The sequence below is a fragment of the Streptomyces sp. TRM68367 genome (assembly GCF_014495685.1).
In the GTDB taxonomy this organism is placed as follows: Bacteria; Actinomycetota; Actinomycetes; order Streptomycetales; family Streptomycetaceae; genus Streptomyces.
In genome coordinates this window covers 1-18,736 of sequence record NZ_JACTVI010000039.1, presented here as the reverse complement: position 1 = coordinate 18,736, position 18,736 = coordinate 1, and the positions used below count along the sequence as shown (strand labels likewise).

The window sequence follows — 18,736 nt, the reverse complement described above, 5'->3', positions numbered from 1 at the left end:
GGTCAGCGGCCGGTGAAAACCACGTCGTGCCAGGACTTGTGCCGCTCGCCGGTGATCTCCGACATGACATGCTTGACGTTGGTGTACTCGTCGAAGGAGTACGCCGACATGTCCTTGCCGAAGCCGGAGGCCTTGTAGCCGCCGTGCGGCATCTCGCTGATGATCGGGATGTGGTCGTTGATCCAGACGCAGCCCGCCTGGATCTCGCGGCTCGCCCGCCCGGCGCGGAAGACGTTGCTGGTCCAGGCCGAGGAGGCCAGCCCGTACGGGGTGTCGTTGGCGAGCCGGATGGCCTCGTCGTCGGTGTCGAAGGGCAGGCAGACGAGGACCGGGCCGAAGATCTCCTGCTGGACGACGGCGCAGTCCTGCGCGGCGTCGGTGATGAGGGTGGGCTCGTAGTAGGCGGCCCGGCCCAGCGGCCCGTCGGGGATCCGCCCGCCGCGCACGATCGTGGCCCCGGCCCGGCGGGCGTCCTCGACCATGGCGGCGACCTTGTCGCGCTGCTGGAAGGAGATCAGGGAGCCCATGTCGGTGTCGGGGTCGTCGACCGGCCCCAGTCGTACGCCGTCCATGAGCGCGGCCACCCGCTCGACGAACGCCTCGTACAGGGGGCGCTGGACGTAGGCGCGGGTGGCGGCCGTGCAGTCCTGGCCGGCGTTGATGAGGGCCCCGGCCACGGCGCCGCGGGCGGCGGCCTCCAGGTCGGCGTCGTCGAAGACGACGAAGGGCGCCTTGCCGCCGAGTTCGAGGTGGACACGCTTGACCATCCCCGCCGCCTGCGCGGCGATCTGGCGGCCGACCGCAGTGGAGCCGGTGAACGAGACCATGGCGACGTCGGGGTGGGAGACCAGAGCCTGCCCGGCGACGGGTCCGCTGCCGGTGACGATGTTGATCACGCCGTCGGGGATCCCGGCCTCCTGCGCCGCCTCGGCGAACATCACCGAGGTCAGCGGGGTGAGCTCGGACGGCTTGAGCACCACGGTGTTGCCGGCGGCGACGGCGGGCAGCACCTTCCAGGCCGCCATCTGGAGGGGGTAGTTCCAGGGGGCGATGGAGCCGATCACGCCGATGGGTTCGCGGCGGATGGTGGAGGTGTGCTCGCCGGAGTACTCCGCCGAGGCGCGCCCTTCCAGGTTGCGGGCCGCGCCGGCGAAGAAGCGGACGTTGTCGATGGTGCCGGGGATGTCGAAGCCGCTGCTCAGCCTGATCGGCTTGCCGCCGATCCGGCTCTCGGTGCGGGCGAACTCCTCGCTGCGCTGTTGGAGGATGTCGGCCCAGCGCAGCATGGCTTCGGAGCGCTCGACGGGGGTGGTGCGCGACCATGCGGCGAAGGCGGTGCGGGCGGCGGCGACCGCCTCGTGCACGTCCTCCGGTCCTGCCAGGGTGTCGGTGGCCAGGACCTCTCCGGTGGCCGGGTTGGTCACCGAGTACTGCTCGCCGGACGTGCCGGAGCGGCGCTTGCCCGCGATGAACTGCGTTCCGGTGCTCTCCATCAGCGCTCCTGTTCGGTGGCGCCCCACAGGTCGCCGAGCGTGTAGCCGTGCGGGAAGGGGTCGGTCTCGTCCAGGACGTACTGGCTGAACGCGGTGATCCAGCCGCGTCCGCTGATCGTCGGCTCCACGGCTTCGTGGGGGCCGATCCGGGTGGTGTCCTGGAGCGTGCCCGTGAAGGTGGTTCCGATGATCGACTCATGGACGAACGGTGTGTTCAGGGGGAGCTCGCCGCGAGCGTGCAGGGCGGCCATGCGGCCGCAGGTGCCGGTGCCGCACGGGGAGCGGTCCAGCGTGCCGGTCCAGGTCACCGGGTCCGCCAGGTCCACGTGGCCGTTCGGCAGGACGACCGCGTTGCGGCCGGAGGCGCCCGGCGTCGGCGAGGGGCCGTGGATCATCGTCAGGGAGATCTGGTTGATGCCGGGGTTGAGCGGGTGGCTGACCGGCACCTGCTGCTGGGCGACGGTGCGCAGCACCGCTCCGGCGCGGACGATCTCCTTGGCGGCGGAGGCCTCCAGGGGGATGCCCAGGTCGGCGGCGCGCGCCTGGACGAAGAACTGCCCGCCGAAGACGACGTCCACCGGCACGGACCCGTACTCGGGCAGCTCCAGGACGTGGTCCAGGGCGACCGCGAAGGCGGGCACGTTGGCGAAGGTGACCCGGGTGGCCTTGCCCCCTTCGACGTCGACGCGGACCCGGACGAGGCCGACCGCGGTGTCCACGGTGAGTTCCGTGACCGGCTCGGTCACCGGCACCGCGCCCGTCTCCACGAGGGCGGTGACGGCGCAGATCAGGTTGGATCCGGACATCGGGCGGAAGCCGCCCTGTTCCAGCACGATCACTCCGAAGTCGGCGGACGGATCGGCCGGAGGCAGTACCAGGGCGCCGCACAGGGCCGGGTAGCCGCGCGGCTCGCGCAGCAGGAGTTCGCGCAGGGCGTCGAGGTGCTTCTCGCAGTACCGCAGCCGTTCGGCCATGGTGGCGCCCTTGACGTGCAGGTGGCTGCCGATCAGCACGCGTCCCGGTTCGCCCTCCGCGTGGACGTCGATCGCGTGGATGCGGCGATGCCGCTTGGCCATCACGCGGCCAGCCGGTCGTCGGTGGTCTTCACCCCGGCTGCGGCCAGCAGGGTGCGCAGCTCCTCGCGGTACTCCGGGGCGAGCGGCAGGACGGGGGCGCGCGTGGGGCCGGCGCTCACGCCGACGAGGTCGACGCCGGTCTTGATGCCGCAGGCGTAGTTGTGGGACTCCAGGAACCGGCAGATCGGGAAGATCTTCGCCCACAGCTCGCGCGCGGCGTGCAGGTCGGCGCGGACGGCGAGGGCGTCGTACAGGTCGGCGCACAGCCGGGGGATCACGCTGGCGGTACCCCACACGCCGGCCTTCGCGCCGCTGGCCAGCGCGGCGAAGGTGAGGGTGTCCCAGCCGTTGAGGGTGGTGATGTCCTGCGCGTGCTGCTGCTGGACGGCGGAGAGCCAGGCGAAGTCGCCGCCGGTGTCCTTGTAGGAGGTCACCGCCGTCTCGCGGGCCAGCTGCGCCAGCTCCTCGGGGCTGAGCTGCACACCGGTCGCGGAGGGGATGTTGTAGTACATGATCGGGACGTCGATCGCGTCCGACACCGTGCCGAAGAAGCCGAGAAGCTCCTCGAAGGACGGGGCGTCGTAGAACGGCGGCACGATCATCACGGCGGCGGCACCGGCCTTCTCGGCGTGGACGCTCAGCTCCACCGTCTCGGCCGCGCTCAGCGCGCCGGTCCCGGCGACCACCGGGACGCGTCCGGCGGCGGCCTCGACGTACAACTCGGTGGCCTGCTTGCGCTCGTCCAGGGTCAGCGTGGTGAACTCGCCGGTGCTGCCGCCGGGGACGAGACCGTGGATGCCGCCGGAGATGATGTGGTCGGCCTGGCGCTTGACGCCCGCGGCATCGACAGCGGAGCCGTCGGCGGTCAGCGGGGTGACGACGGCGCCGAGGATGCCGGTGAGCTGCGGGGCACTCATGGGAGATCTCCTGAAGTCGAACGGGGGGTGGAAACGAGAGAAGAGCGGGTGAGGGTCACCTGCGGGTGAAGCGGAGCGGGGAGACCGCCTCGGCGACGGTGGGCAGGCGCTGCCGGGTGATGGCCTCGGTGATGATCTCGGCGGTCGCGGGGGCCAGGGTGAGACCCAGCATGCCGTGGCCGGAGGCGACGTAGACGTTGGGCAGCGGGTGGAGCCGGCCGATGACCGGCAGGCCGTCCGGGGTCATGGGCCGCAGGCCCGCCCAGGGGCTGGCCTCTCCCCGGGGGTTGCCCCAGCCGGTGAAGGCGTCGGCCGCGGCCTGCCTGATGGCGGCGACGCGCCGGGGATTGACGTTCTCCTCCAGGCCGCCGAACTCCATCGTGCCGGCGAGGCGCAGGAACCCGTTCAGCGGGGTCACCGCGACCCGGGCGTCCTCCAGGGTGAGGGAGGTACGCAGCCGTACGGGGGCGGGGGAGTAGTCGACGCTGTAGCCCTTGCCGGGGCGGATGGGCAGCGGGGCGCCCAGTTCGCGGGACAGGCGGCCGGTCCACACGCCGGCCGCCAGGAGAAGCGTGTCGCCGGTGATCTCGCCCTTGTCGGTCAGCACGCCGGTGACGGTGTCACCCTGGCGGAGGAAGCGGCGGACCGGTGTGTGCTCGTGGATCTCCACGCCCAGTTCCTGACAGCGCTTGAGCAGGCCCTGGGTGAGGGAGTCCGGTTCGACCTGCCGGTCGTCGGGGAAGTACAGGCCGTGGCGGGTCCGGCTGTTCAGCGCCGGTTCGCGGGCCTGGACGGCGTCCTCGTGCAGGTGCTCGGGAACCATGCCGAAGCGCTCGAAGACGTCGAGGGAGGCGCACTGCTCCTCGTATCTCTCCCGGGTCTCGAAGGCCAGCAGGACACCGGCCTTGTGCATCTCGAAGGCGATGCCGTCCCGGGTCCAGTTGTCGAGCAGGTCCATGGTGCCCTCGGCCAGGCGCAGGGTGGTCTCCAGAACCTGGCGGAAGTCGCGGGCGGTGCAGTGCCGGGCCATGGTCAGCATGAACTTCAGGAAGCCCGGGGCGAGCGAGGGCTTGACGTACAGCGGGCTGTCCGGCTTCAGCATCCACTTCAGGCCCTGCAGGATGACTCCCGGGGCCGGCACCGGACCGCTCTCCGCGAGTGCGATCTTGGCTGCGTTGCCGTGGCTGGCGGCGGAGCCCGCGCGCCGGGCGTCCAGTACCACCACCTCACAGCCGCTCCTGGCCAGCCGGTAGGCACTGGCCAGGCCGACGGCACCGGCGCCCACAACAATGGTCCGCATGGAGTCGAGTACCTCCTGACAGGGCGCGCCGGGCGCCTTTTGCAGTGGGGACGACAACCTCCCCCCGGTGCAGATTGTCAAACAATCTTCGGCGTGGAGGAGACGCTAGGCACGCCATCCCGTGCAGTCAATAGGCGGGGTGAACTTCCTGTAAATGAGCTTGCTCCTGTCGCCACGAGGGGTGCATTTCTGAGGCCGCGTGCACGCGCGTAGCTGCATGCGCAGCAGGTGCCCCGCTGGCACCGGAGCCCTGAACTGCGGAGGCGGCCTGTATACGTACATACCGAGGCTCTCGGTGAAGACCGTGGGGCTGACCGCGTTGATGCGCTGCGGGGCGTTTTCCATGGCGGCCCGCACGAACGCCTCCAGCGCGCCGTTGGCCATGGAAGCCGCGCTGCCGGTGGGGATCGGCTCGCGGGTCAGGATGCCGGTGATCAGGGTGCAGGAGCCGTGCTGGTCCTCGGGCGTGCCGGCGGTGCTGACGACCGCGTCCACCCGGCCTGCCCGGTCGTACAGTTCCGTGATCTGTGCCGGGTCGGTGATGTCGTGGCGCAGGTTGCCGCCGCCCGCCCGCGCTCTCACGCACCCTGGAGCAGCTGGATACGGCGCTGCAGAAGGTCAAGGCGAAGGAACTGCGGGTGGACACCTTCCAGAACGCGCTCAGCGGGGTGAAGGCCGGCCGGGCCGTGGCGGTCTTCACCGACCTGGGCACCGCCGTGGACATGGCGAACAAGGACAAGTCCGTGGGCATCGTCGTCCCCGACCCGGCGATCTTCGTGCACCACGTGGCCTACGGCGTCCCCGCAGGAATCGACGCCCGCTCCATGGAGATCTTCAACGTCGCGGTCGACAACTCCGTGGCCAGCGGTGAGATCGAGCGTGCCTTCGCCCAGGCCGGCTACCGCGACGTGGACGCGCTGAGCGATCTCCAGATCAAGCCCTGACCGCCGCTTCCCGTCTGACGAAGGTAGACCGCGATGTATCTCGCCTACACGCCGGACCTGAGCGTCATCGGTCCCGCGCTGCCCACCCTCCTGGACGGCCTGAGGCTGACCCTGGAAATCTCGGCCATCGTGATCGCGGCCAGCAGTGTCCTGGCATTCCCGGTCGCCGTGGCGCGGATGTCGAAGATCGAAGTCATCTGGTGGCCCGCCCAGCTCTACATCGAGGCGTTCCGCTGCACACCGCTGCTGGTCCAGCTGTTGTGGGTGTTCTATGCCCTGCCGGCCCTGCTCGATATGACCTTCCCCGCGAAGCTCTCGATCATCATGGCGCTCACCGCGCATCTGACCGCCTTCATGGCCGAGACCTATCGCGCCGGCATGCAGTCGATCCCCGTCGAACAGATCGAGGCGGCCCGGATGCTGCGGATGGGAAGGGTGCAGATCCTGCGGCACATCATCGTGCCGCAGGCCTTCCGCCAGCAGATCCCCACGATCCTGTCGCTGAACGTGAGCATGTTCAAGGACACCTCCCTGGTGTCCGCTCTGGGCAGCCCGGACCTGACGTTCCAGGGCAACATCCTCTCCAGCCAGACCTACCGGCCCATGGAGATCTTCACCCTGGTCGCCCTGCTGTACTTCGCCATCGCCTTCCCCGCGACGCTGTTCACCAGCTACATCGAGCGGCGCATGATCACCTCCGGCTCGCGGGGCGCTCCGCCGCCCTCGTCCGGGCTGCGCGGCACGCTCGGCCGGCTGCGGCCCGGCTACCGGCCGCCCGTCGCGGCGAACCCCTCCAGCGTGAAGTTCCAACCGGAAGGTGCCTGATGGCGACGCAGGAAACCAACCCCTCGGCCCTGAGCAAGGGCACGCCCGTCGACGCGGCCACCACCGGCGTCCAGGACGGCGGACAGCCCCCCGACACCGCGTTCCTGCGCACCCGAGGCGTCAGCAAGTCCTTCCACGGACGCCAGGTCCTCAAGGAAGCCGACTTCCGCATCGGCAGCGGCGAGATCGCCGTGCTCATCGGCAAGAGCGGCTCCGGGAAGAGCACCCTGCTGCGGGTCATCGCCGGTCTGGAAGAGCCGGACGCCGGCGACATCCACCTCGACGGCCAATGCGTGGTGCAGGACGGCGAGTACACCGAGGCATGGAAGGAGCTCCGGGGCCAGATCGGAATGATCTTCCAGAGCTACACCCTGTGGCCCCACATGAACGTCCTGGACAACCTCACCATCGCCCCGCGGCGGGTCCTGGGCGAGAGCAAGGCGCAGCTGCTGGAGCGCGCCGAACGCGCTCTGACCGAGGTCGGCATGGCCCAGCACCTGCGCAGCCGCTGCACCCAGCTGTCCGGAGGCGAGCGTCAGCGCGTGGCGATCGCACGCGCCCTGATGATGCGCCCGCGCCTGCTGCTGTGCGACGAGATCACCTCCGCACTCGACCCGCCGGTCGCCGCCGAGGTCCTGGGCGTGCTGACCAAGCTGAAGCAGGAGGAAGGCATCGCCTGCGTCATCGTCACCCACGACATGGCGTTCGCCTCCAAGGCCGCCGACCGCCTCTGCTACTTCGAGGACGGTGTGATCAAGGAGGACGCCCTGCCCAGCGAGGCGTTCACCAACCCTCGTACACCCGGGCTACGGGCGTTCATCGACGCCATCCGCTTCTGACCGGGCCGGGTGCTCGTCGTCCCTTCCGCCGGAACGGTGCGGAGGGACGACGGCATCGCGGGTCTCGTGTCCATCGGACGCTTGCGGTGCCTTCCGGCCGCTCCCATCCCTTCTAGAATGCGTCTGACAATCTGCGGAGGTTTCATGAGCGAGTACGCCGCCCAGGCCGCCGGTCCGAGGCCGGTCAGCACTCAGACGCGCCGGGACGCGGTGGTGGACGAACTCCGCCGGGCGATCATGGCCGGGGAGCTGAAGGCCGGCCAGCGCGTGCGTGAGGTCCACATCGCTCAGCAGTTGGGCGTCAGCCGTCCGACCCTACGCGAAGCCATCTACCAGCTGATCCACGAAGGGCTCCTCGAACAGCAGCCCTATCGCGGAGTCGTCGTCACGTCGATCGACGAGAAGTTCATCGTGGACACCGCGGCCGTCCGTGTCGCCCTGGAGACTCTCGCGGCGAAGGCGCTGGCCGACGACTCCGACGGCTCGCGACGGGCGAAACTGGAGGCTGCCTGGCAGGAGTACCGGGCCGCGCACCGGGTGCAGGACGCTGCGCGCCTCCATCAGGCCCACATCGCCCTGCACCGCACCATCTGGGACGCTTCCGACAACGTCATGCTGAAGCGGATCTGGCCCACCGTGGAAGCACAGATCAACCTCGCCATCACCGTCGACGAGAGCACCCGGTCCGACCCCGACCGGGCCCTGCACGTCCACGAACGGCTGATCGACGCCATTCTCGGCGGCGACCCCCGGACCATCGAGGCCGAGGTGGAACGCCACACCCGGGCGAGCGCCGACGAGCTGATCGAGATGATCGGACAGCGCGGCGCGGAGGGCTCCGAGGCCTGACCTGTCCGCCCCGCCCGCCCTCCGGGCGCAGGGCGGACCGCCGCTGTGGATGGCGCTTCCCGCGCGGGTACGGCCGGCCCTTCTCGGCCAGGCGGCCTGCTCGCCCTGCGCCCGGACCGACGGGTCCGCCCAGTCGGTGGCGTAGACGCCGGGCTCGACCAGCGTCACCTTGATGCCGAGGCCGGGCGAAGGCGCGCAGCAGTGCCGGCCGGTGGCCGCGAACAGCGACTCCGCGACATCGACGTGCGCCGCGCCGAGCTCCACGAGCAGCAGCTGGATCTGGAGCGGCAGCCGTCCGGGTTCGTTGGTGAGGAGCCGGGGGCGTTACGTGTGCTGAAGCTCCTTACGGCTGAACTTCCCATGATAGATGGCGAGTTCATGCCTGTGGCGCGGGCCGCTGTCGTCGCTGATGCCGCGCCGACGCGGGTGGCCGGGTGACCGGAGTCCGACACGGACTCAGGTCCCCGGCTCCTGTCGGGAGTTCGTTGACACACCGGACGGGAGCTTCGCCAACGGCCGTTTGCCCACAGTCGTTGACGGGGCGCGCGCTCACCAACGGCCGTTTGCCGTCAACCCTTGGCCGAGCGTCCCCCCGGGCCAACCGTCAGCCTCACACCTTCCGGTACGTGTACGCCTCCTCGGCTGCCGCGGCCACCGCCGCCAGGTCCGCTCCCGTCGAAGCCGTGACGACCGCGGCCACCGCGCCCTCGACGAACGGGGCGTCCACCAGGCGCGTGCCGTCGGGGAGTTCGTCGCCCTCCGCGAGCAGGGCCTTCACGGTGAGCACCGCACTGCCCAGGTCGGTCAGCACGGCGACCCCGGCACCGCGGTCGACGGACGCGGCGCCGGCGGCGATCAGCTCCGCGCTGGTGCCGAGCCCACCGCTCTCGGTGCCGCCTGCCGGCGCGACGGGCACCCCGGCCGCCCCGCCCGCGAGCCCCTTCGCGAGCGCGGCCACCGACGCCGCCACCTCCGCGCTGTGCGACACCAGCACGATCCCGACCAGCTTCTCGTCACTCACCGCCGGCCTCCACGAGAGCGGCGATGAGCAGCGCCGCCGAGGTGGCACCCGGGTCCTGGTGCCCGATACTGCGCTCCCCGAGATAGCTCGCCCTGCCCTTGCGGGCCTGCAACGGCGTCGTCGCCAGGGCTCCCTCCTCGGCCGCCGCCCGCGCCGCCGCGAACGAGTCGGAGAGCGCCTCCACGGCGGGCAGCAGCGCGTCCACCATGGTCTTGTCGCCCGGCGCGGCACCGCCGAGCGTCATCACCGCCTGCACACCCGCCCGCAGCGCCTCGGCCAACTGCTCCGCACCGACCTCGGCGGCGTCCCCGAGCGCCTTGCCGGTGCGGCGCAGCAGCGTCCCGTACAGGGGCCCCGAGGCGCCGCCGACGGTCGAGATGAGCTGACGGCCTGCCAGGATCAGTACCGCACCCGGTGTTCCGGGGGCCTCCTTCTCCAGCGCGGCCCTCACGGCCGTGAACCCGCGCTGCAGATTGCTGCCGTGGTCGGCGTCCCCGATGGGCGAGTCGAGGGCGGTGAGCCGTTCCGCCTCGCGGTCGACGGACGCGGCGGTCGCCGTCATCCAACGGCGGAAGAAGTCGGCGTCGAGCACTGGATCTCCTTGCCTGGTAGGTGCGGTGTGGTCACCGAGCGGGTCGCGCTCACCGGTGATCGGTTACCCCGGTGCGCGTCACATGCCCCAGCGCAGCCCCGGCGTCTTCACCGGCGCGTCCCACAGCCGCAGCAGTTCCTCGTCGACCTGGCACAGGGTGACCGAGGCGCCCGCCATGTCGAGTGACGTCACGTAGTTGCCGACGAGCGTGCGGGCGACGGCGACACCGCGCGCGGCGAGCACCCGCTGCACCTCGGCGTTGAAGCCGTACAGCTCCAGCAGCGGCGTCGCGCCCATGCCGTTGACCAGGACCAGGACGGGATTGCGCGGGGAGAGGTCCGCCAGGACCGCGTCCACGGCGACGTCGGCGATCTCCCCGGAGGTCATCATCGGCCGCCGCTCCCGGCCCGGCTCGCCGTGGATGCCGATGCCCAGCTCCAGCTCGCCCGGCGGCAGCTCGAACGTGGGGCTGCCCTTGGCCGGCGTCGTGCACGCGCTCAGCGCGACGCCGAAGCTGCGGGAGTTCTCGTTCACCTGCCGCCCGACGGCCTCCACCCGCTCCAGCGGCTGCCCCTCGTCCGCCGCCGCGCCCGCGATCTTCTCCACGAACAGGGTCGCGCCGGTGCCGCGCCGCCCCGCGGTGTAGAGGCTGTCGGTGACTGCCACGTCATCGTCGACCAGCACCTTGGCGATCTGAATGCCCTCGTCCTCGGCCAGTTCGGCGGCCATGTCGAAGTTGAGCACGTCACCGGTGTAGTTCTTCACGATGAACAGCACACCGGTCCCGCTGTCCACGGCGGCGGCCGCCCGCACCATCTGGTCGGGCACCGGCGACGTGAACACCTCGCCGGGACAGGCGGCCGACAGCATGCCGGGGCCGACGAAACCGCCGTGCAGCGGCTCGTGCCCCGAGCCCCCGCCGGAGACCAGGGCGACCTTCCCGGCCACGGGTGCGTCCCGCCGTACGATCACGCGGTTCTCCACGTCCACGGACAGCTCGGGATGGGCGGCCGCCAGGCCACGTAGCGCGTCCGCGACCACGGTCTCGGGGACGTTGATGAGCATCTTCATGAGGACCTCCTGGTGACAACGGCTCTCCCGCAGTATCGACCTTGGGAACGGTGGCGGTCACCTGTGCGGACCTCCCGGCGTGCCTCGCGGGGCCGGTCAGTCGATGCGGGCGCAGAGGTCGTCGGTCGTACCGTGGAGCAGGTTCACGGTCTTGTACCCGTCGGAGGCGATGTTCATCGTGTAGAGACCGTCGACGATGTACAGGCCGCGGGGCAGGCTGCCCAGGCCGGGACCGACACCGACCAGGACGGGGCCGTGCACGGTCCAGAACTGGGAGCCGTCGGTGCGGTACTCGACGAGGGCCGAGCCGCTCGCGTCGGCGTCGTAGGAGGCGCCGGTGCCGGTGTTCGTGACGCGTACGACGAGATCGCCCTTGTACGCCACCCGCTTCGGGGAGCCGTCGGGACGGGTGTCCAGGACGCGCCGCACCACCTCGTCGACTACGGGCTCGCCGTGCACGGGGAAGTCGCACCGCAGGCCGGCGTCGGCGTCCCACGGCGCGGACGGCGCCGGTTCCCAGCCAGTGCGGGCGCCGGTTTCCGCGGACGCGGGGTGTGCTGCCACGAGCACGGCGGCAAGGGCCAGCGGGGCGAGAACGGTTCGTCGCATGAGTCTCTCCCGGTCGGAGGGGACAAGAGGGTTCGCCCAAGAGGCGTACGGCAGTCTCGTCCCGGCCGCTGACCAAACCCTCACCACGCCGGGACTTCGCCCCGTTAGGCTGCTGGGCAGCCATGGAGTTCCAGTTGCTCGGTCCGTTCGGGGCGAGGACGGCCTGGGCCGCTGGCAGCCGTCCCCCTCCGCCGGTCTGCGGCAGCCCCTGTGCGCGGTGGCCCGCAGCGCGGGCGAACTCCTCGCCGATCCCCAGCGCTTCACGATCCGCCGCTGCCCCAGCGCGGACTGCGGCTGGCTGTTCCTCGACGCGAGCGGGCGCGCCGCAGATGGTGCAGCCTGGCGACCTGCGGCGCCCGGCGGACCGAGGGCACCCCGCGGGCCGACTGCCGGCAGTGAACCAACGTCGGGCAGTGAACGAACGGCCGGCAGGTGGACCAATGGCGGGCCGTGGTCCAACGGCGGTCACCGCTCCCGCAACCGCCCCACCTCCTCCAGCGCCCGCGCGGCCGCGCCCGCCAGCCGGGGCCGGTTGCGGACGTAGCGGCCCGCGCCGGCTCCCGGCCCAGCCAGTGCACGGCGCCGCCCGGCACCGGACGCACCACCGCACCCTCGTGCACCCGCAGGTCACGGGTCTTGAGCGACTCCTTGTAGCGGCCCGGCCGCTGCCCAGGTCGACCGTGGTGATCCCGTCCGCCGCCGCGGCCTCCAGCATCCCTATCATGTCATGGACATATCAGCCACGAAGGCCTGCTCGTCACCGCGTCGCGGCACGGACAGCACGCAGGCCGCACGGCGCAGGCCCTGATCGGTACTGCCGTACTCAGCAGCGAAACGTCTGCAACGCCGCGGCGCTCCGACCCGCGGCATGCGTGGGGAACCGTCCGGCCGCCGCCTCGCCGGGTACGCCCGTGTCCGCAGCCACCGCGCTCTGCACCGCCGGGCCCACCTCCGGTGCGATTCCCGGGGCGAAGAGATGCAGCAACAGGATCGAGGCGAGCAGGACCACCGCCGCTGCCCGTCGGCGCCGCACCAAGAGACCTCCGTACCGCGTCTCGGCGGGGGTTCGACCTACGGGTTCCAGGGCCGGCACCCGAAAAGTCCCCCCAATCCGCCCGGCTGCGCCTTCCAGTAGGCCGACCGTCCTTCGCCCCGTCAGCCCCTCATGGCGCGATCGGCCACGTCCGGCCCACTTCATGGCCGAAGTACTGCGCCATATGGCCCGCCCGGCCCTACGGGGTACCCGGCGGCGGGAGGAAGGTGAGGAGGTACCGACCGGCCGGTCCCGCCCGCCCCGTCCCCGACCCGGAAGGGAACCCCTGATGTCCGTCGAACCCCAGCAGGCGACCGCCCCTCCCCCAGCCTCCGGCCGGGGGGACCCCCATCCCGCCGCGCTCGCGGACGACGAGCTGAGGACGCTGGACGCCCACTGGCGCGCCGCGAACTACCTGTCCGCCGGCCAGATCTACCTCATGGCGAACCCGCTGCTGACCGAGCCGTTGCGCCCGGAGCACGTCAAGCCGCGGCTGCTGGGCCACTGGGGCACGGCCCCTGGCCTCAACCTCGTCCACACCCACCTCAACCGCGTCATCAAGGCCCGGGACCTCGACGCCCTGTGCGTCTGGGGCCCCGGCCACGGCGGACCCGCGGTCGTGGCCAACTCCTGGCTGGAGGGTTCCTACACCCGGACCTACCCGGACGTCACCCGGGACGCGGCGGGCATGGCGCGGCTCTTCAGGCAGTTCTCGTTCCCCGGCGGCGTGCCGAGCCACGTCGCACCCGAGACACCGGGCTCTATCCACGAGGGCGGCGAGCTCGGCTACGCGCTGTCGCACGCCTACGGGGCCGCCCTGGACAACCCCGGCCTGCTCGTCGCCTGCGTCATCGGCGACGGCGAGGCGGAGACCGGACCGCTGGCCGCGTCCTGGCACTCCAACAAGTTCCTGGACCCCGTGCACGACGGCGCCGTCCTGCCGATCCTGCACCTCAACGGCTACAAGATCGCCAATCCGGCGTTGCTCGCCCGGCTCCCCGAACCCGAGCTCGACGAGCTTCTCCGGGGCTACGGCCACGACCCGATCCACGTCACCGGCGACGACCCGGTCGCCGTCCACCACGCGATGGCCCGGGCCACGGACAGCGCCCTGGACCGCATCGCCGGGATCCAGCGCGCCGCCCGCGAGGACGGCGCCGCCGAACGCCCCCGCTGGCCGGTGATCGTGCTGCGCACCCCCAAGGGCTGGACCGGCCCGGCCGAGGTCGACGGCCTGCCCGTGTCCGGCACCTGGCGCTCCCACCAGGTCCCGCTGGCCGCCGTCCGCGACAACCCCGACCACCTGCGGCAGCTGGAGGAGTGGCTGAGGTCCTACCGCCCCGAGGAGCTCTTCGACGCCGACGGCCGGCCGGCCCCGGACGTCCTCGCCTGCGTCCCCGACGGCGACCGCCGCCTCGGCGCCACGCCGCACGCCAACGGCGGACTGCTGGTGCGCGAACTCCCCCTTCCGCCGCTGGAGTCCTACGCCGTCGAAGTCGACAAGCCAGGCGCCGTGCTGCACGAACCCACCCGTGTTCTCGGCGAGTACCTGAAGGACGTCATGCGGGTCACCGCCGACCGGCGCGACTTCCGGCTCGTCGGCCCCGACGAGACGGCCTCCAACCGGCTGGAGGCCGTCTACGCCGCCAGCGGCAAGGCCTGGCAGGCACAGATCCTGCCCGTGGACGAACACCTCCAGCGGGACGGGCGGGTGATGGAGATCCTGTCCGAACACACCTGCCAGGGCTGGCTGGAGGGCTACCTGCTCACCGGCCGGCACGGGCTGTTCTCCTGCTACGAGGCGTTCGTGCACATCGTCGACTCGATGGTCAACCAGCACATCAAGTGGCTGCGCGTCACCCGCCGCCTGCCCTGGCGCGCCCCCGTCGCCTCGCTCAACTACCTGCTCACCTCGCACGTGTGGCGGCAGGACCACAACGGCTTCTCCCACCAGGACCCCGGCTTCGTCGACCACATCCTCAACAAGAGCCCCGAGGCGGTACGGGTGTACCTGCCGCCGGACGCCAACACCCTCCTCGCCGTGGCGGACCACGCCCTGCGCAGCCGGGACTACGTCAACGTGATCGTGGCGGGCAAGCAGCCCTGCTTCGACTGGCTGCCGATGGCGGAGGCACGCACCCACTGCGCGCGGGGCGCCGGGATCTGGGACTGGGCGGGCACCGAGAACGGCCGCGAACCGGACGTGGTGCTTGCCTGCGCCGGGGACGTCCCCACGCAGGAGGTGCTGGCCGCCGCCCAGTTGCTGCGCCGCCACCTGCCGGAGCTGGCGGTGCGGGTGGTGAACGTGGTCGACATCGCCCGGCTGATGCCGAGCGGGGAACACCCGCACGGGATGACCGACTTCGAGTACGAAGGGCTGTTCACCGCCGACAAGCCGGTGATCTTCGCCTACCACGGCTACCCGTGGCTCATCCACCGCCTGGCCTACCGGCGCACCGGACACCCCCATCTGCACGTGCGCGGCTACAAGGAGATCGGGACCACGACCACGCCGTTCGACATGGTCGTCGGCAACGACCTCGACCGCTACCGCCTGGTCATGGACGTCATCGACCGCGTCCCGGGCCTCGCCGTGCGGGCGGCTGCCGTACGGCAGCGGATGGAGGACGTCCGGCTGCGCCACCACGACTGGATCCGCGCCCACGGCACCGACCTGCCGGAGGTCGCCGACTGGACCTGGGACGGGTGAGCCGCCGCGTGCGTGGACCGGGCCCTGGAGGGGGACTCGGGTGCCAGGCCGCCGCGGCACGGCCCTACGGCGGTGTACGGGAACCCGTCGTCGAACGGGAGGCCAAAGAGCCGCTCGGCGAGCCGGGAGGAGGAGCGAAGTGACGGGGTTGAGCTGGGAGTACGAGGGCTACGAACCGGCGGCCGAGCGGCTGCGGGAGTCGCTGTGCACGCTGGGCAACGGGTACTTCGCCACGCGCGGGGCGCTGCCGGAGTGCGCCGCCGACGGCGTGCACTATCCGGGCACGTACGTCGCGGGCTGCTACAACCGGCTCACCTCCGAGGTGGCGGGCCGCCGGGTCGAGAACGAGGACCTGGTCAACGTGCCGAACTGGCTCCCGCTGCGGTTCCGCGTCGACGGCGGCTCCTGGCTGACCCCGGACACCGCGACCGTGCTCGACCACCGTGCGGTGCTGCACCTGTCCACGGGGCTGCTGGAGCGCCGGACCCGGTACCGGGTCGGCGGGCACGGCGTGCTCGCGGTGCGCCAGCAGCGGATCGTGCACATGGCCGACCCGCATCTGGCCGCGCTGCGCACCGAGTTCACCGCCGAGGGCTTCTCCGGCGCGCTCACCGTCGAGGCGGCCCTCGACGGCGGGGTGAGCAACGCCGGCGTGCCGCGCTACCGGGAGCTTGACGGACACCACCTGACCCACGTGCACACCGGCACCGCCGCCCCGCACACGGTGTGGCTGCGATGCCGTACCCGCACCTCGGACATCCGCGTCGGTATGGCGTCCCGGCTCACCGCCGACGCGCCCGCCCTGATCCAGCACGACCCGCCGTGCGCCCGCCAGCTGACGCGCCTGGACCTCGCACCGGACCGGAGCACCACCGTCGACAAGATCGTCGCCCTGTACACCTCGCGCGACCCGGCGATCAGCGATCCCGTGTACGCCGCGATCGACCGGGTCGGCCGCGTCCCCGGCTTCGAGGCGCTGCTGGCCTCGCACCGGACGGCCTGGGACCAGATGTGGCGCCGCGCGGAACTCGACGTGCCCGGCGAGTCGGGCAGCATCCTGCGCCTGCACCTCTTCCACGTCCTGCAGACCCTCTCCCCGCACACCGCCGACCTCGACGTCGGCGTGCCCGCGCGCGGGCTGCACGGCGAGGCCTACCGCGGCCATGTCTTCTGGGACGAGCTGTTCGTCCTGCCCTACCTCAACCTGCACTTCCCCGAGGTCTCGCGCGCCCTGCTGCACTACCGCCACCGGCGCCTGGAACGGGCCCGCACCGCCGCCGTGGACGCCGGCCACAAGGGCGCGATGTACCCGTGGCAGAGCGGCAGCGACGGCCGCGAGGAGACCCAGCGGCTGCACCTCAACCCGCGCTCGGGACGCTGGCTGCCCGACCACTCCCGGTTCCAGCACCACGTCGGGTCGGCGATCGCGTACAACGTCTGGCAGTACTGCGAGGCCACCGGCGACACCGAGTTCCTGCACACCAAGGGCGCCGAGATGCTGCTGCAGATCGCCCGCTTCTGGGCGAACTCGGCCCGCTACGACGAGACCCTCGGCCGGTACCGCATCACCGGCGTGGTCGGCCCGGACGAGTACCACGACGCCTACCCCGGCGCGCCGGAACCCGGCATCGACGACAACGCGTACACCAACGTCACCGCCGCCTGGGTGCTCACCCGCACGTTGGAGCTGCTGGACGCCCTGCCCGAGCCGCGTCACCGCGAACTCGTGGAGCGCACCGAGCTGGACTACCGCGAACTGGAGCAGTGGGAGGACGTCTCCCGCGCCCTGCACGTGCCCTTCCACGACGGCGTGATCAGCCAGTTCGAGGGCTTCGGCGACCTCGCCGAACTCGACTGGGACGGCTACCGGCAGCGCTACGGCGACATCCGCCGCCTGGACCGGATCCTGGAGGCGGAGGGCGACACCGTCAACCGCTACCAGGCCTCCAAACAGGCCGACGTGCTGATGCTCGGCTACCTGTTCTCACCGTCCGAACTGCAGGGCCTGTTCCAGCGGCTGGGCCTCCCGCTGGACGAGGAGACCTGGCACCGCACCGTCGACTACTACCTGCACCGCACCAGCCACGGCTCCACCCTCAGCGGGCTGGTCCACGGCTGGGTACTTGCCCGGGCCCGGCGTGCCGAGGCCTGGAAGTTCTGCCAGGAGGCCCTCCAGGGCGACATCGCCGACATCCAGGGCGGCACCACCGGCGAGGGCATCCACCTGGGCGCCATGGCGGGCACCCTCGACCTGGTCCAGCGCGGACTGACCGGGATGGAGACCCGCGAGGGCGCGCTGTGGCTCGATCCCGTGCCTCTGCCCGAGCTGTCCTCCTACGGCTTCGCCATCCGCTACCACGGCCACTGGGGAGTGCGGCTGGGCCTGGAACGCCGCCACCTGGAGATCGCCGTGCCGTCCTCCAACCGCGACCCGATCGACGTACGGCTGCCGGACCGCCACGTGCGCCTCCAGCCGGGGGAGACCGGCCGGCTCTTCCTCCCGGACTGACTCAAGAAGCAGCGCTCGGGGCGATCCACGACCTTGCCCACCGGGTGACCCACGACCGGGCCCGCAGGGTGCCGTAGGAGAGGCCCCCCGCACCGGATTGTCAGTGGCGCGTGCTACCCAGGAGGTGATCCGGGAGGTAGCTGATGCTCATCGACACCAACGCGCCACTGGCCCGCGCCGCCGTCGAGGCGATCCGCACCGGCAACGTGCCGGCGCTGCGCGACCTGCTGACCGCCCATCCGGGTCTGGCCACGGCCCGGCTGGGCAACCTGAAGACCACCCGCACGCTGCTGCACGTCGTCACCGACTGGCCCGGCCACGTCCCGAACGGCCCCGGCACGGTCGCCGCCCTGGCCGGCGCGGGCGCGGACGTGAACGCGCGGTTCACCGGCCCGCACCGCGAGACCCCGCTGCACTGGGCGGCCAGCTGCGACGACGTCGCCGTCCTGGACGCCCTGCTCGACCTGGGCGCGGACATCGAGGCCGACGGCTCCGTCATCGACGGCGGCACGCCGATGTCCGACGCGGTGGCCTTTGGCCAGTGGAGAGCCGCCCGGCGGCTGCTGGAGCGCGGAGCGCGCACGACACTGTGGCAGGCCGCCGCCCTCGGCGCGGCCGACCGCGTCACCGCCTGCTTCCCGCCGGCCGCCGAGCCGCCCAGCCCGCAGGAGATCACCGGCGCGCTGTGGTGCGCCTGCCACGGCGGCCAGCGGGAGATGGCCGCCCACCTGCTGGAGCGCGGCGGCGACATCAACTGGACCGGCTACGACGACCTGACCCCGCTCGACGCCGCGCACCGCTCCGGCCACCCCGGCCTGGCCGACTGGCTGCGCGAGCGTGGCGCGAAGTCGGCCGGAGAACTCGCCTGACAGTGAGGATGTGACGTGGTGACGCCGCTGGTGGGTCTGACCCCTCGCCTGACTGACGTCTCGACTGTCCTGTTTGGGA

18 protein-coding genes are annotated in these 18,736 nt (G+C 71.7%); 8 read left to right on the top strand and 10 right to left on the bottom strand.

Annotation, left to right across the window (positions count from 1 at the left end; all coding sequences use genetic code 11):
* Positions 1-2: 2 nt before the first annotated feature.
* The 5 genes from H8R17_RS23850 to H8R17_RS47260 form a co-directional block, all read right to left on the bottom strand.
* Positions 3-1,493 (bottom strand): gamma-aminobutyraldehyde dehydrogenase, encoded by a 1,491-nt coding sequence (locus H8R17_RS23850; protein WP_187825254.1) that lies wholly within the window; start codon positions 1,491-1,493, stop codon positions 3-5.
* Entirely contained in the window at positions 1,493-2,569 is a 1,077-nt protein-coding gene (locus tag H8R17_RS23845) for a proline racemase family protein (RefSeq protein WP_187825253.1), read from the bottom strand. The genes H8R17_RS23850 and H8R17_RS23845 overlap by 1 nt, the downstream gene beginning before the upstream one ends.
* Entirely contained in the window at positions 2,569-3,486 is a 918-nt protein-coding gene (locus H8R17_RS23840) for a dihydrodipicolinate synthase family protein (RefSeq protein ID WP_187825252.1), read from the bottom strand. Before H8R17_RS23840 ends, H8R17_RS23845 begins: the two co-directional genes overlap by 1 nt.
* 55 nt (positions 3,487-3,541) lie before the next feature.
* Entirely contained in the window at positions 3,542-4,786 is a 1,245-nt protein-coding gene (locus H8R17_RS23835) for an FAD-binding oxidoreductase (RefSeq protein WP_187825251.1), read from the bottom strand.
* Between the two features lie 105 nt (positions 4,787-4,891).
* Positions 4,892-5,368 carry a hypothetical protein gene (locus tag H8R17_RS47260; RefSeq protein ID WP_316959512.1) on the bottom strand — a complete coding sequence of 159 codons (477 nt, stop codon included), beginning with the start codon at positions 5,366-5,368 and terminating at the stop codon, positions 4,892-4,894.
* Between the two features lie 56 nt (positions 5,369-5,424).
* Here H8R17_RS47260 and H8R17_RS23825 point away from each other — a divergent pair, with 56 nt between their 5' ends.
* The 5 genes from H8R17_RS23825 (at position 5,425) to H8R17_RS23805 (ending at position 8,681) form a co-directional block, all read left to right on the top strand.
* Entirely contained in the window at positions 5,425-5,730 is a 306-nt protein-coding gene (locus H8R17_RS23825) for a hypothetical protein (RefSeq protein ID WP_187825250.1), read from the top strand.
* 33 nt (positions 5,731-5,763) lie between these two features.
* Positions 5,764-6,555 (top strand): amino acid ABC transporter permease, encoded by a 792-nt coding sequence (locus tag H8R17_RS23820; protein WP_187825249.1) that lies wholly within the window; start codon positions 5,764-5,766, stop codon positions 6,553-6,555.
* Entirely contained in the window at positions 6,555-7,394 is an 840-nt protein-coding gene (locus tag H8R17_RS23815) for an amino acid ABC transporter ATP-binding protein (RefSeq protein WP_187825248.1), read from the top strand. Before H8R17_RS23820 ends, H8R17_RS23815 begins: the two co-directional genes overlap by 1 nt.
* A gap of 144 nt (positions 7,395-7,538) precedes the next feature.
* Positions 7,539-8,243 (top strand): GntR family transcriptional regulator, encoded by a 705-nt coding sequence (locus H8R17_RS23810; protein ID WP_187825247.1) that lies wholly within the window; start codon positions 7,539-7,541, stop codon positions 8,241-8,243.
* A 201-nt stretch (positions 8,244-8,444) separates the two neighbouring features.
* On the top strand, positions 8,445-8,681 hold the full coding sequence (locus H8R17_RS23805; RefSeq protein ID WP_187825246.1) for a hypothetical protein: 237 nt from the start codon (positions 8,445-8,447) through the stop codon (positions 8,679-8,681).
* 172 nt (positions 8,682-8,853) lie between these two features.
* Here the strand turns inward: H8R17_RS23805 and H8R17_RS23800 are convergent, their stop codons facing one another.
* The 5 genes from H8R17_RS23800 to H8R17_RS23780 all read right to left on the bottom strand — a co-directional run bounded on the left by H8R17_RS23800 (position 8,854) and on the right by H8R17_RS23780 (position 12,572).
* Positions 8,854-9,264 (bottom strand): PTS-dependent dihydroxyacetone kinase phosphotransferase subunit DhaM, encoded by a 411-nt coding sequence (locus tag H8R17_RS23800; protein ID WP_187825245.1) that lies wholly within the window; start codon positions 9,262-9,264, stop codon positions 8,854-8,856.
* Complete coding sequence (gene dhaL, locus H8R17_RS23795; RefSeq protein WP_187825244.1) at positions 9,257-9,856, bottom strand: dihydroxyacetone kinase subunit DhaL; 600 nt, start codon at positions 9,854-9,856, stop codon at positions 9,257-9,259. Before dhaL ends, H8R17_RS23800 begins: the two co-directional genes overlap by 8 nt.
* 78 nt (positions 9,857-9,934) lie before the next feature.
* Complete coding sequence (gene dhaK / locus H8R17_RS23790) at positions 9,935-10,927, bottom strand: dihydroxyacetone kinase subunit DhaK (RefSeq protein ID WP_187825243.1); 993 nt, start codon at positions 10,925-10,927, stop codon at positions 9,935-9,937.
* A gap of 96 nt (positions 10,928-11,023) precedes the next feature.
* Positions 11,024-11,536 (bottom strand): hypothetical protein, encoded by a 513-nt coding sequence (locus H8R17_RS23785; RefSeq protein WP_187825242.1) that lies wholly within the window; start codon positions 11,534-11,536, stop codon positions 11,024-11,026.
* Positions 11,537-12,359: 823 nt separating this feature from the next.
* Positions 12,360-12,572, bottom strand: a complete 213-nt coding sequence (locus H8R17_RS23780) for a hypothetical protein (RefSeq protein WP_187825241.1) — start codon at positions 12,570-12,572, stop codon at positions 12,360-12,362.
* A 286-nt stretch (positions 12,573-12,858) separates the two neighbouring features.
* Between H8R17_RS23780 and H8R17_RS23775 the strand changes: the two genes are divergently transcribed.
* The 3 genes from H8R17_RS23775 to H8R17_RS23765 all read left to right on the top strand — a co-directional run bounded on the left by H8R17_RS23775 (position 12,859) and on the right by H8R17_RS23765 (position 18,657).
* Complete coding sequence (locus H8R17_RS23775) at positions 12,859-15,279, top strand: phosphoketolase (RefSeq protein WP_187825240.1); 2,421 nt, start codon at positions 12,859-12,861, stop codon at positions 15,277-15,279.
* Between the two features lie 139 nt (positions 15,280-15,418).
* Positions 15,419-17,788 carry a glycoside hydrolase family 65 protein gene (locus H8R17_RS23770; RefSeq protein ID WP_187825239.1) on the top strand — a complete coding sequence of 790 codons (2,370 nt, stop codon included), beginning with the start codon at positions 15,419-15,421 and terminating at the stop codon, positions 17,786-17,788.
* Between the two features lie 143 nt (positions 17,789-17,931).
* Entirely contained in the window at positions 17,932-18,657 is a 726-nt protein-coding gene (locus H8R17_RS23765) for an ankyrin repeat domain-containing protein (RefSeq protein WP_187825238.1), read from the top strand.
* The last annotated feature ends 79 nt before the right edge of the window (positions 18,658-18,736 follow it).